12 protein-coding genes are annotated in these 13,728 nt (G+C 34.7%); 7 read left to right on the forward strand and 5 right to left on the reverse strand.

Annotated elements, in window-relative coordinates:
* Nucleotides 1–40: 40 nt before the first annotated feature.
* The 3 genes from N4A35_10775 to N4A35_10785 are packed head-to-tail and all read left to right on the forward strand — an operon-like array spanning nt 41 to nt 3,289.
* Complete coding sequence (locus tag N4A35_10775) at nt 41–1,942, forward strand: amidophosphoribosyltransferase (protein ID MCT4581892.1); 1,902 nt, start codon at nt 41–43, stop codon at nt 1,940–1,942.
* A 1-nt stretch (nt 1,943) separates the two neighbouring features.
* Nucleotides 1,944–2,525 carry a DUF4199 domain-containing protein gene (locus N4A35_10780; GenBank protein MCT4581893.1) on the forward strand — a complete coding sequence of 194 codons (582 nt, stop codon included), beginning with the start codon at nt 1,944–1,946 and terminating at the stop codon, nt 2,523–2,525.
* The gene (locus N4A35_10785; protein ID MCT4581894.1) at nt 2,525–3,289 is read left to right on the forward strand and encodes a (S)-benzoin forming benzil reductase; all 765 of its coding nucleotides are present in this window, start codon (nt 2,525–2,527) and stop codon (nt 3,287–3,289) included. The genes N4A35_10780 and N4A35_10785 overlap by 1 nt, the downstream gene beginning before the upstream one ends.
* A gap of 20 nt (nt 3,290–3,309) precedes the next feature.
* On the opposite strand, the gene N4A35_10790 is transcribed toward N4A35_10785, so the two are convergent.
* Both N4A35_10790 and N4A35_10795 read right to left on the reverse strand, forming a co-directional pair.
* Complete coding sequence (locus tag N4A35_10790; GenBank protein ID MCT4581895.1) at nt 3,310–3,660, reverse strand: hypothetical protein; 351 nt, start codon at nt 3,658–3,660, stop codon at nt 3,310–3,312.
* Between the two features lie 9 nt (nt 3,661–3,669).
* Nucleotides 3,670–4,284: a hypothetical protein gene (locus N4A35_10795; protein MCT4581896.1), complete on the reverse strand. Its 615-nt coding sequence runs from the start codon at nt 4,282–4,284 to the stop codon at nt 3,670–3,672.
* A gap of 166 nt (nt 4,285–4,450) precedes the next feature.
* Between N4A35_10795 and N4A35_10800 the strand changes: the two genes are divergently transcribed.
* Together N4A35_10800 and N4A35_10805 are read left to right on the forward strand one after the other, a co-directional pair.
* The gene (locus N4A35_10800) at nt 4,451–5,677 is read left to right on the forward strand and encodes an HD domain-containing protein (protein ID MCT4581897.1); all 1,227 of its coding nucleotides are present in this window, start codon (nt 4,451–4,453) and stop codon (nt 5,675–5,677) included.
* 39 nt (nt 5,678–5,716) lie between these two features.
* Nucleotides 5,717–5,935 (forward strand): hypothetical protein, encoded by a 219-nt coding sequence (locus tag N4A35_10805; GenBank protein MCT4581898.1) that lies wholly within the window; start codon nt 5,717–5,719, stop codon nt 5,933–5,935.
* A 70-nt stretch (nt 5,936–6,005) separates the two neighbouring features.
* Here the strand turns inward: N4A35_10805 and N4A35_10810 are convergent, their stop codons facing one another.
* Both N4A35_10810 and N4A35_10815 read right to left on the reverse strand, forming a co-directional pair.
* Nucleotides 6,006–7,496, reverse strand: a complete 1,491-nt coding sequence (locus tag N4A35_10810) for a sodium:solute symporter (protein ID MCT4581899.1) — start codon at nt 7,494–7,496, stop codon at nt 6,006–6,008.
* Between the two features lie 155 nt (nt 7,497–7,651).
* Entirely contained in the window at nt 7,652–10,315 is a 2,664-nt protein-coding gene (locus N4A35_10815; protein MCT4581900.1) for a M1 family metallopeptidase, read from the reverse strand.
* Between the two features lie 135 nt (nt 10,316–10,450).
* Here N4A35_10815 and N4A35_10820 point away from each other — a divergent pair, with 135 nt between their 5' ends.
* Both N4A35_10820 and N4A35_10825 read left to right on the forward strand, forming a co-directional pair.
* Entirely contained in the window at nt 10,451–10,945 is a 495-nt protein-coding gene (locus N4A35_10820; GenBank protein MCT4581901.1) for an acetyl-CoA carboxylase biotin carboxyl carrier protein subunit, read from the forward strand.
* Nucleotides 10,946–10,963: 18 nt separating this feature from the next.
* Nucleotides 10,964–11,626, forward strand: coding sequence for a YceI family protein (locus tag N4A35_10825; GenBank protein MCT4581902.1), 663 nt, complete (start codon nt 10,964–10,966; stop codon nt 11,624–11,626).
* 70 nt (nt 11,627–11,696) lie between these two features.
* Here N4A35_10825 and N4A35_10830 read toward each other — a convergent pair whose 3' ends face one another.
* A complete protein-coding gene (locus N4A35_10830; protein MCT4581903.1) occupies nt 11,697–13,667 on the reverse strand; it encodes a lamin tail domain-containing protein in 1,971 nt (656 codons plus the stop codon).
* Nucleotides 13,668–13,728 lie beyond the last annotated feature (61 nt).

A 13,728-nucleotide genomic window follows, 5' to 3' on the forward strand; every position in this document is an offset into this window, starting at 1 on the left:
TTCAAACACAAATCCAACAAACTATATTATCTTTGTACGCATGAGCGATGCTATACAACACGAATGCGGAATTGCTCTTCTGAGACTGAAGAAACCGCTAGAGTTTTACCATAAAAAATACGGAACAGCGTTTTATGGATTAAACAAAATGTATTTGCTAATGGAAAAGCAGCACAATCGAGGGCAAGATGGCGCTGGAATAGCAAATATTAAGTTCGATATGGAGCCGGGAAATCGTTACATTAGTCGGCATAGAAGTGTTGCTCAAAAACCAATTCAGGACTTATTCTCTTATGTCAATGAACGGTTTAAAAAACTGGAATTAAATGATCCTGAAAAGTTAAATGATGTTCAATGGTTAAAGCAAAACGAGGGCTTTACAGGAGAATTGTTTTTAGGGCATTTAAGGTATGGGACTTATGGTAAAAATAGTATTGAAAATTGCCACCCATTTTTAAGAACAAACAATTGGATGACTAAAAACTTAGCATTGGCGGGGAACTTTAACCTAACCAATGTAGATGAATTGTTTGGACTTTTAGTAGATATTGGTCAACATCCAAAGCAAAAATCTGATACCGTTACGGTATTAGAGAAAATAGGACATTATTTAGATGATGCTAACCAACAGTTGTTTGAGAAATATAAGGCTGAGGGAAAGAGTTATGTAGAAATCTCTGAATTAATTGCTCAAAATATTGATATTCAAAAAATATTACAGCAATCAGCAGTAGATTGGGATGGAGGGTATGTGATGGCTGGATTATTGGGGCATGGAGATGCTTTTGTTTTGAGAGACCCCAATGGAATTAGACCTGCATTTTGGTACGACGATGAAGAGATTACGGTTGTAGCTTCAGAAAGACCAATTATTCAAACAGCTTTTAATATAAAATGGGAAGAGATTCAAGAAGTTACACCTGGAAGTGCGTTGATTATTCCTAAAAATGGAGCGGTTGAGGAGAAAAGTGTCAAACCTAAACTAGAAGAAAAACAATGTTCATTTGAACGTATTTATTTCTCTAGAGGGACGGATAAAGACATCTACCAAGAACGCTTAGAATTGGGGAGGTTAGTTACTCCAAAAGTTTTAGAAGCGGTTGATTATGATTTAAGAAACTCTGTTTTTTCATTCATTCCCAATACAGCAGAGACTGCATACTACGGAATGCTAAAAGCTACAGAAAGTTATCTTAACGAAATCAAGCTTAGAAAAATAAAAGAGTTAGGAGATAATCCTAAAGATGAAGATTTGGTTGATATTTTATCTATTCGAACAAGGGCAGATAAAGTAATGGTTAAAGACGCCAAATTAAGAACGTTCATTACGCAAGATGATGCTCGAGACGACATGGTTGCCCATGTCTATGACATTACCTACGGTTCTGTAAAAAGAGAAACAGATAACCTTGTTGTAATAGACGATTCTATTGTGAGGGGAACAACGCTAAAACAAAGTGTAATTAGGATATTAGACCGTTTAAGTCCTAAGAAAATCGTTGTTGTTTCTTCTGCTCCTCAGATTCGTTATCCAGATTGTTATGGTATTGATATGGCAAAGCTGGGAGACTTTATAGCTTTTCAAGCTGCTATAGCTTTGTTGAAAGAACAAGGAAAAGCTCATATTATAGATGAAGTTTATCAAAAGTCTAAGGCACAAGTTGGTTTACCCAAAGAGGACGTTGTAAATTACGTAAAAGAAATCTACGCTCCATTTACTGATGAAGAGATTAGTGAGAAGATTTCTCAGCTACTAACGCACAAAGATATTAATGCTGATGTAACGATTATTTATCAATCGGTTGCTGACTTACACAAGGCCGTTCCGAATAATACTGGAGATTGGTATTTTACTGGAGATTATCCAACACCTGGAGGGAATAAGGTGGTTAATCAGGCATTTGTAAATTATGTAGAAGGAAAGAACGTAAGAGCATATTAAGATGAACAGGACGTATAAAATTGGTATTGTAGCAGCGGCGATTTATATTCTTTTTGAGTTAATAATTGTTTTTTTAGGGTATAATCATAATGCCAATGCGCATGTCATTGCTTTTGGATTTAATACTTTTTGTTTATTGGGTGCTGTAGCCTATAGTATTTTAAGTGAGTTTAATAAAGAACGGCTAAAAGGAAAAGGGGTCAGTTTATTACATGATATAAAGTCGGGGTTAAGAACGGTGAGTACTTATGCTGTTATCATTGCCTTTTTTATCTTTTCATATTATAACTGGATAGATCCTGAATATCCTAAAATTAGGGCAAGGCAGCATCTTGAGCGAACACAGCACGAGAACTTTGATGCTCAAGCAAAAGAAAAGATGATTGCTGCTCCCGAAATGTATGAGGGAAAATCAATTGAAGACATTAGAGATACCAATGAAGCGGCTATTAATATGATTCTACAACCTACTTTTAAGACCATTGTTCCAATGACCTTGTTTTCATTAATCTTATTGGGGATGTTATATACTTTTTTGATTACTGGGTTTAATCGCCTAGTATTAGCTAAACTATTTCAATAATGAGAGATTGTTATATTGTTACAGGTACTACAAGTGGTCTAGGGCTTTCTTTTGTTACCAAACTTCTAAAAGAAGAGGCGCTTGTATATTCTATTTCTAGAAAAGAGAATGATGCTGTAAAAGAGTTAAAGCAGTTGGGATTAAAACACTTTAACTGTGACTTGGCCAATATAGAAGAATTAAATGCTACAATAAGTCAGGTGTTTGACAAGTTACGCCAAGAAAACGTTCAATCGTATACACTAATCAATAATGCTGGTACAATTAATCCAATAGGAGATGTTGGAACACATGACGTAATGGCATTAGCTAATAATATAGACACCAACATTAAAGCACCAATAGTATTGATGGAGGCTTTTATCAAGGAGCTACAAGATGCAGATTTACCCAAGTATATTTTAAATATATCTTCTGGTGCTGGGAGAAAACCGTATGCTGGATGGGCTACTTACTGTGCTTCTAAGGCCGGTTTAGACCTCTTTTCTGCTTGTGTTGGGAAAGAACAAGAAACACAACTTTATCCGATAAAAGTAATTTCTTTTGCTCCTGGGGTGGTAGATACCAACATGCAAGTAACGATTCGTTCGACTAAAAAGGAAGATTTTAACGCTGTTACGCGTTTTATTGACCTAAAGAACAACAAGCAACTTTTAAGTCCCTCATTTGTTGCTCAACAACTTTTAGAGCTATTGCCTAGTGATCAAACTTTAAATGGAGGTTTATACGATATTAGGGATTTTATAGACGAGAAACAAAAGTGATCTTTTAGAAGAAAACCTTTTTAGCCTTTTTTGATGGCTTCGATGGATACTGTTATGCCTTTGTTGCAGCTTGGTTGAATAGGGCGAATCGGTCGATATTTTAACCAAACAACAATTCCATTTTTTTTAAAATCAGCCTCCAGGTTCATTGGTTGAATGATTTGTTGAGTTTCGGGGAGCTCAATTAAGAAGCCGCATCTTTCTTCATCATGGGAAGAATCTAGAACAATCCCTTTAACAAACCCCTCTTTTATCAGGAGTTCTTCATCAACTTTAGAACTTGTAGACGATGGTTGTTCAACAACACTTTTTTTACTTGTACAAGAACAAGCTATAAGGGTATAAAGAAAAAGAGTTGCAACAAGTCGCATGGTTAGTCATTATTTTATGGCTCTAGCAGCATTTAGCATTTTTTGAGCGCTAATTTTTCTAAACTCTCCTAAATCATTACTCTTAATAGTAATGTAAGTACCGTTTACGTTTTTCACCACAACAAAATGATAATTCGGTAGTTTAGAAGCTGTCTTTTCATCCATAGTAGTACTCCCTGATTTTAGAGCTCTTTGGAATAAAAGGTAGTCAGTTCCTTCCTCTATGTATTTGTAATCATATACCTCAGATGTTTCTTTATGGATTTCTTTTTCAAGCCCAACAGATTTTTCTTCATCACCCCAATCTTCAATAGTAATGCTCCAGTTTTTGTTCGAACGCATAGTTAAATCCCACTTCGCCTCCCCATCAGAGTGAGTCACAACTGGATCTTCCAGTCCCTCTTCTTCTTCAGAAATCATAAAATGATTTTCAGGAATAAAAATGGTAGCTTCCAAGTCATAATCATTCATTTCAAACTCTCTTAACTCACTTAAGTCAATAGCAGGCTCTTGTGTGTCTTTTTGATCAACTTTTTCTTCTTTTTGATCAACTTTTTCTTTGTTTTCACCTTCACAAGAAATGAAGAAAGAAGCAATAGCGAGAGTAAAAAATAATTTTTTCATGCGTTTGGTTTTTAGCTTAAAAATAAATCCTAGAAAGGTTATACCACACATGGTTGGTATTACTTACAAATATAATCCAAATGTTTAAATAAAAAAACGTTTTCTGACCTCTCAAATAGTTATGTTTGTAGAAGATAAGAAAAAGAAGCAGTTTAAAATTACAATAATGAGTAATTCAATCACTAAGAAAAAGATATTTAATGACCCTGTTTATGGCTTTATTTCTGTGCCTTATGAGTTAATCTTAGAACTCATCGATCATCCTTATTTTCAGCGTTTAAGGAGAATTAAACAGCTAGGGTTGTCTGACTTAGTCTATCCAGGTGCATTACATACCCGCTTTCATCATGTTGTTGGATGTACTAATCTTATGCAGCAAGCAATTGAGGTTTTACGTTCCAAAGGGCATGAAATTACAGATGAAGAAGCAAAAGGGGTAACATTAGCTATTTTGTTGCATGATATAGGTCATGGTCCCTACTCACATGCATTGGAACATACAATCGCTAAAGGGGTGCATCATGAAGAATTATCCTTATTGTTTATGGAAAAGTTAAACCAAGAATTTAAGGGGCAATTGAGTACAGCAATAGAGATTTTTACCAATAGATATCCTAAAAAGTTTTTGCATCAATTGGTTTCTAGTCAATTAGACATGGACCGATTGGACTATTTAAAAAGGGATAGTTTTTATACCGGTGTTTCTGAAGGGGTTGTAAGTAATCAACGAATTATTAAAATGTTGGATGTTGTCAATGATGAATTGGTAATTCAAGAAAAGGGGATTTATTCCATCGAAAAATTTATTGTAGCCCGTCGTTTAATGTATTGGCAAGTATATTTACATAAAACAGTCATTAGTGCGGAGTTTTTACTCGTTAAAATACTAGAAAGAGCCAAGGAGTTAGCTCAAAATGGTGAAAAACTGTTCTGTAGTCCTTCGCTAGAGTTGTTTTTATATTCAGATATTACTAAAAAAGACTTTGAAAAAGAAGAAGTGTTAAACGCTTTTGCAACTTTAGATGATTATGATGTGTTGGGAGCGATTAAAGTTTGGACAACACATGCTGATAAGGTCCTGTCAACACTTTCGGAGATGTTAACCAATCGTCATTTATTAAAGATCTGGATGCAAAATGAGCCTTTTACAGCGCAAACATTAACTGAATATCAAAAAATAGCTGCTGAAAAATATGGTTTAACTAAAGCAGAGGCAGATTATTTTGTGTTTACAGATGAAATAGAGAATAATGCGTACAACGCGAATAGTGACTCGATAAATATTTTGTATAAGTCTGGTAAAATATTAGACATCACAGAAGCAAGCGATAACTTAAATATTCAGGCACTAACGAAGCCAGTAAAGAAATACTTTTTGTGTTATCCAAGATAATTTTTTAATATTGTAGAAGAACTATTTAATCAACAAATTATGAAAACTTATTTAATATCAATAGTATCAATTTTTGCATTCAGTTTATTGGTGACTTCTTGTGGCCCAGCAACAACTGAGGAAGATCATAAACAAGCAGAGGAGTCTGCAAAAGAGTTAGAAGCAATCGACTACGATAATGTAGAGATGCCAGATTCGGGAGAAGAGACTGAAGATGCTTCTGAAGAAGAGTTTGATGCTGATGCAATGTTAGATTAAGATCATACAACACCTAGGTAAAAGGTCTCTAGTTAATGAATAGCTAGGGACTTTTTTTGTCTTAAGGCAATTATTTTGTTTTTGAGCTAATAAAGAATAAGCCAATAAATGCTAATAGTGCGTTGTATATGATGATTTCAAATCCAAATTTATAGGCTCCAAAAATTCCCAATTCACCTTTTGGAACACCAGGAGCTCCAGTTGAGTAATACCAAAAAAGAGCGATTATTGCAGGTACAAGAATACTTACTATTGGGACAAAGTTGTCTTTCAATTGACGTTTGGTAAGAATCCCGAAAAAGAACAATCCAATCAAAGGTCCATAGGTAAAACCAGCTAATTTCATGAGAAGGCTAATCGCAGCATCTTCTGTAGAGTATTTTAAAAGAATTACAACTAATACAATAACTGCTGACATGATAATATGAACATTCTTTCTTGTTTTTTCTGCTAATGCTGGTTGCTTTTTTTCTATGTCTAAAAAATCGACAGAAAAAGATGTAGTTAATGATGTTAGAGCAGAATCTGCACTACTGTAGGCTGCAGCAATAACCCCTAAAAGAAATAAAATACCAATCGTAGTACCAGTATTGGAATGTAATGCTATTTCAGAGAACAACATATCTGAATCTACTTTAGCTCCTATCCCTGTTTTGCTAGAGTATAGAAATAGAAGCGCTCCAAGTGAAAGAAAAACAAGGTTGACAATAATTAAAACACTAGCCATAGAAAGCATGTTTTTTTGAGCTTCTTTCGTGTTTTTACAACTTAAATTCTTTTGCATCATATCTTGATCCAAACCAGTCATTCCAATGGTAATAAACATTCCTCCAATAAAGTGTTTAAGAAAATGATTGCTGCTATTGATGTCCTCAAAGAAAAAGAGTTTGGAATAAGGGCTATCTTGAATGGTTTTCACTAATCCTCCTGTTTCAGAAACCTTAAGTAAATCACTCAACATATAGATGGTCAATAAAACAGACCCTAACATAAACGCTGTTTGTAGCGTGTCGGTCCAAATAATGGTTTTAATCCCACCACGATTTGTGTATACCCATATTAACAATACTGCAATAATTACCGTAATAACAAAAGGAATATTCCAGGCATCAAAAAGAATCTTTTGTAAAACATTAGCCACTAACAACAAGCGGACAGAAGCACCAATTAATCTAGAAATTAAAAAGAAAAAAGCCCCCGTTTTATAACTCCAAAAACCAAACCGTTGTTCCAAATAGCCGTAGATAGAAGTGAGGTTCATTCGATAGTATAAGGGTAACAATACTAGCGCGACTACCAAATATCCGAAGAAAAAGCCAAATACAGCCTGCATATAACTAAATTGATTGGTTTCATTTCCTACCCAACCAGGTACAGAAAGAAAGGTCACTCCCGATAACGAAGCTCCGATCATTCCAAAAGCTACAATATACCATGGTGATTTTCGTTCCCCCAAGAAAAAAGAGGCATTGTTAGTTGCTCCTTTTGAGGTAAAGTGGGCAATACCAATCAAGACTAGAAAATAAACTGCAATTACCGATACAATTAAAAATGATGACATGTGTGCTTGCTTATAATGTTCGAGTGAAGATATAATAAATCTTTAACATGATTCATTAAATTTTTAAGATCTCTATGCTTTTCAATGTGCTATATAAAAAAAGCTTTTCCCACATGATGTGAGAAAAGCTTTTAAAAGTAGTAGTTATATAAAGGTTATTTAATTCCTAAATACTTTTTGACATTGGTATCGGTTTCATTTTGTTTCAGGGTATTCATTATGGTGTTAATTTCAGAAATTTTTGTTTTACAGTAGTTTAATTCCTTCTGAGCTTCAGCAGCTTTCATACTGTTTCCTTCAGCTTCAAAGCTTTCTATAGTCGTTGCCAATGTTGTAGTTTCTTTAGTGTAGTGGCTTTGTAGTCCGCTTAACAATTGATATCCCGATAATTTAACAAACCACATGCTTTCATTTTCAGCAATATCCTTAAAAACAGGAATTCCTTTTGCAATGGTTTCGTTGTCCTGATTCATAAGGTATTTATTATAATTTTGAACAAAGCCATATTTGTTCATCGCACTTAATTCTGAAATGTTTTTAGTGAAGAAATCGTGTTCAGCAGGGGTTCCATTTTCAGCGTAAATTTCAGCAATAATATTGTTGACTTTTGCACTTTCAACATTTTCATTAGCTTTTGCTAATTCCATTCCTTTTTTCTCATCTAAGTTAGCTAACGCTTTTATGGAATTTCCTAAAACATTATAAGATTGATCTTTAGTTCCGTTTTCGTATACAGTTACTAAACTTTTATCATCTTTAAAATATTTATTTAAATATTTAATGGCTTGCGCTCTTTCTTTAGGGTGTTTACCAGATTTAGCTATACTAATTAATTTAGACTTGATTTCATTTGGATAGGCTTCAACAGCTTTTCTCAACTTAGCCATAGCCATAGTTTTTACATTCCAAAAAGGATGATCAAGTGCTTTGATTACTGCTTTGATTGCATTTTCATTACTGCTGTTACCGATTTTTGCTAAAGCTTCCTTTTTATCAAGCCATAAAGGCGCGTTGTTTAATTGATAAATCCATTGTTCAATTGATTTTTTATCCACTTTTTTAGCGAGTAGTGTTTTAGTCGCATCAATGTTGACTAATAAAGGAGCTTCCTCTATTCCTGAGAAACTAATTTTTTCTTCTACTTCGTCAGCCCAAACCAATTCTCTTTGTACGCCTTTAGAGGTGTATATATCGACCATAATAGGAAGTTTATACAATGGCCATTTATCAAAATTTTGTTTCTGAATAATTGTAATTTCTAGTTCTTTTGTTGTGGCATTGTAATTTTGTTCAAACCGAACCATTGGATGTCCACTGGCTAAGAACCATTGGTTGAAAAACCAGTTTAAATCTTCACCTGTTACTTGCTCAAACGCCATTCTTAAATGAGCAATCTCTGTATTTTGGTAGGCATTTTTGTTAAGGTATAGTTTTAAAGCTGCGAAAAAAGCTTCATCACCTACGTAGGTTCTCAACATGTTTAAGATACGTCCACCTTTATTATAAGAATGCCCATCAAACATATCTTCTTTGTTTTTGTAATCGTAACGAATCATGTCAACATGCCCTCCTTGTTGAGCAGAAAGGAAATAGCCTTCCATTTCTCCAAATGCATTCATGTCTGCCTCCATTTTTCCATACTTATGTTCATCCCATAAGAATTGACTGTAATTGGCAAACGATTCATTTAAAGGTAGGTTTGCCCAGCTTTCACAAGTCACTAGGTCTCCAAACCAGTGGTGGAATAACTCGTGAGCAATAATTGATTCGTTTCCTCCATCTACCAACTCTCTTGTTGTTTGATAAAGAAAATCTCCATGAATGGTAGCTGTTGTATTTTCCATTGCTCCAGAAACATAATCCCTCACAACGACTTGACAGTATTTAGCCCAAGGATATTCTACTCCGAGTAAATCAGAGAAATATTGGAGCATTCTTGGAGTTTCACCGAATATTGCTTTAGCATGAGGTTCATATTTCTTTTCTACATAATAATTTACTTCTAATTCTGTTCCATCGTTTTTGACCCATTTGTCTGTAACTATGGCAAACTCCCCAACAGTCATCATAAATAAGTAAGTAGAGTGTGGCTTATCCATTACCCAGTGATCCACTCGCATATCGTTGTCAAGGTATTTGGTGTCAGCCAAATACCCATTAGAAAGTGTTTGGAATTTATTTTGAACAGTCATGTAGATTTCATGTGTTGTTTTTTCTGTAGGATCGTCAATCGTAGGAAACCATACCGAACTAGCCTCTGTTTCTCCTTGTGTCCATATTTCTTGGTGTTTATTAGGGTTGGCACCGTCATGATTGATAAAGTACAACCCCTTTGCGCTGGTAATCGCAGAACTTCCTGATTGACCTACTTTTTCGGGATTTGCGGTATAATCAATGATGATATTATACTGTTCTTCAGCTGTGTATTTTTTAGGAAGTTTTATTTTTAAGAAAGCACCATCATGTTGGTAAGCAATAGGGGTTTCTACTCCCTCAACTTTCACACCATGGATATCCATTGCCTTAGCATCTAGAATAAGACTATCTGTAGTATAGAAATAAGGTTTAGCGGTAATAATTGCTTTTCCATTTAATTGGCGGTTAGTCCAATCAAAGCTTACATGCAATATGGTGTGTAAAATATCCGTTTTTCTAGTTTCAGAAGCATTGTAATGTGCTCTGGTAACAGGTTCTTTAGCTTCTTCAACAACTTCTACTGGAGGTAATTCAATGACTGTTTCTTGCAGCTGCTTTTTAGGAGAGCAGGAAACAAATAATGAACTTAGGCCAACAATTGGTATAAATAAGGTCTTTTTCATAAGATTTAGTTTAAAAATAAGATGCTGATACATCTTGGCGATTACAAAGATGAAAAAAAAGAAAAGATGGACCAACAACGTTGTTATGTTTGGTAGATTTATTAATTTTAGCGTACTAAAAACTAATTAAACGGTATGAAGGCAAAAATAAATAAAGTGGAAGAGTTTACTTTTAATCCAGATCTAGAAACTCCTCTAAAGGGAGATGGATTTGCTATAGAAGTAGTAGATAAAACTGAAAAAGAATTGAGGGTTATTTATAAAGGAAAGAAGTATAATGCTCGATTATTAAAGTTGGATCAGGAGAAGAAAGAAGTGCTTTTAAAAGTGAATGGAAACCGTTTTATGGTAGCATTAGCAGATGAATATGATGAGCTATTAAAGTCTATGGGAATGGGAGCTGGCGCTGTTCAAAAAGTAAACGATTTGAAAGCCCCAATGCCAGGAGTTGTATTTGAAGTGAAAGTAAGTGTGGGGGATGTAATCAAGAAAGACGATCCAATTTTAGTTTTAGAAGCTATGAAAATGGAGAATATTCTTAAGTCACCTATAGATGCAGTAATAAAAAGTATAGCTGTTGAAAAAGGAGACACAGTAGAGAAAAATAGAATTTTAGTAGAATTTGAATAAAACACAAAAAATATAAATATGAAAAAGATTTTTTTTAGCATCTCAATGATTGGTGCTGTCGCTTTTTTCTCTTCATGCGGAAATGAAGAGCATACTGAAACTAATTCTTCAAAAGAGGTCGCTAACCAAGAAGAAAAAACTGAAACTTGTACATTTTCTATTGACCCTTCAACAGTTCAATTAGCTTGGACATCGTACAAACATAATGAGAAAACACCGGTAGGTGGGGTATTTGATATGTTGGAGTTGAATAATACTGTAGTTGCTGAAAAACCCGAGGAGACTTTTCAAAAAGCGACTATTTCAATTAATACAAGAACTGTAAACTCAGATAATGAAGTTCGCGATGAAAAAATTAAAAACAGTTTTTTTGGAACGATGAGTCAAACAGACTTTCTAACAGGTAAAATTGTTGCTATCGAAGGAGAGGGCAATGGAACTGCTGTAATAGCTATTGCAATGAATGGAGTAGAAAAAGAGCAAGATTTTAAGTGGAAGATAGAAGAAGGTAAAGTTGAATTTAAGACAGAGCTAAACGTTGAAGATTGGAATGCTAAACCATCGTTAGACTCTCTGAATTTAGTATGTGAAGACCTACATAAAGGTGCAGATGGAGTAAGTAAACTTTGGTCCACTGTTGAGGTGAACATTACTGCTGAAATCAATAAAGAGTGTAAGTAACATATATACATCAAAATAAAAAAAGGAGGTTATTCAAAATAACCTCCTTTTTTATTGGATATAAGTTTACTTATTCAATAATCAATTTCTTAATCGTTGAATGATTATTAGTTGTTAAATTAACTAGATAGCTTCCTTTATTAAGGATAGATAAGTCAATCGTTTGCGAGTTGTTTATTAATTGGTTGTATACAACAGCTCCTACAACATTATAAACTGTAATCGTAGTATTGTTCTCGATGTTTGAGAATTGTACCATACCGTCTTTAGTTGGGTTAGGGAACATTGTAATTGTTGTTGGGTTATGCTCAGAAACAGATAAACAGTTATCTACAACAACAGTAAGTGTTGAATCGTCAGTTTGAGTTCCTGCAATAGCATCGTCAGTAACTGTTAATGTAACAGTATATGTTCCTGGGCTAGCGTAAGTATGTGATGGGTTGGCAGATGTTGAAGTGTTTCCGTCACCAAAGTTCCAGCTGTAAGTGTATGGAGTTACTCCACCTGTACTAGCATCAGAGAAGTTAAATGTTGGTGTTTGGATACAAACAGTATCATTGTCTACAGAAGGCATAGCTACTAATGTAGGTGTAGTAGCACATCCAACAGTTGTATGTGTTCCTAGGTGTGAAAAATCATTTTGGCTGTATGCAATCCATTGAGTATCTCCATTACCAGACCATAATGTTGTTCCGTTAACAATTGCAGCTTTTCTTACTAAAGTATACTCTCTAGTTGCTCCCGTATCAACACTCCATGAAGAACCTGGATCTTCTCCAATTAAACCAATAACATCAACTTTTGTTGTACCATTAAATAAAGCTAAAGCATCATCTCCGTTGAAGAAAGTTGTAGCGTGTAATGTGTCCGAATGTGCTCTAATGTTTGCCGAATCAGCATTAGGGTTAGCAACAATGTACACATCATTAGCGTTTAATGTACCAGTAAGCATTAAGGTGTCATCAGCTATTGTGGCACCATTTTTATATAAGTATACAGTGTAGTTAGATAAATCGATTGCTTGTGAAGTTGGGTTATAAATTTCATAAGCTTTATTGTTAGAAGAACCTTCAATATACTCTGAGAAATAAAGCTCCGAACATCCAGGGATTACTGGCTCATCATTGTCGTTGATTTCAATTTCGTAAGTAGAATAAGTACCAGCTGTAGCACTATTTGTAAAGTTTTGTAAATCTAAAATAAGTGTTTCGATAGACTCGATGTCTGTATCATCATTTATCGTTATAGTAATTGATTGATTAGCTGTGCTGTTTGCAGGGAACGTAACCGTTGTTGGGTTTGTAAACGTATAATCTCCTGCTGTAGCAGTTGAAGCAGCATTTATTGCAACATCAACACTTGTAGCCATTGTACTTTGGTTAGTTAATGTTAAATCAATAGTGATTGTCCCAACAGATTCAACTACTGATGTCGAAAATCCATCAAATGAGATAATCGGATCTGTTGATGGAGTACCACATCCATCTGCTGTATGGCTTCCAATGTACGAAAAGTCATCGATAGCATAAACATCCCATTCCAAATCTCCTGAACCAGCCCAAGTTGTATTTCCTGTGTTTACAGTAGTTTTTCTTACCAATGTTTGGTTGTTAGTTGCGCCAGTTCCAACTGTCCACCCCGATCCTGGATCAACACCAATTTCTCCAAATACATCAATTTGAGTTGTCCCATTGTGAAGAGCAATAGCATCATCACCATTAAACCCACAAAATGAATGTAGTGTGTCAGCTTGTGCTGTTATCGCTTGAACAGCACTTGAGTTGGCGATAACATAAACATCTCCAGCATTTAACATTCCTTGCATGTTAAATGTAGCAGTTGCAGATGTAGCTCCATTGTTGTATCTGTAAAGTGTATAGTTTGATAAGTCAACAGTAACATTGGTTGGGTTATAGATTTCAATAGCTTTATTGTTACTAGAGCCTTCTATATACTCAGAAAAATACAAGTCAGTACAACCTTGTGCGAAATTGGTAGCATAAAAGGCTGCTGAAGCAATTAAAAGTAAAGTTTTTTTCATTTTTTTTTGTTTTGATTTTCAACAAAGGTAATTGTTGTAAAACAAGAAAAGAAAATATAGG

It is taken from the genome of Flavobacteriales bacterium, assembly GCA_025210295.1.
Lineage (GTDB): Bacteria > Bacteroidota > Bacteroidia > Flavobacteriales_D > Parvicellaceae > S010-51.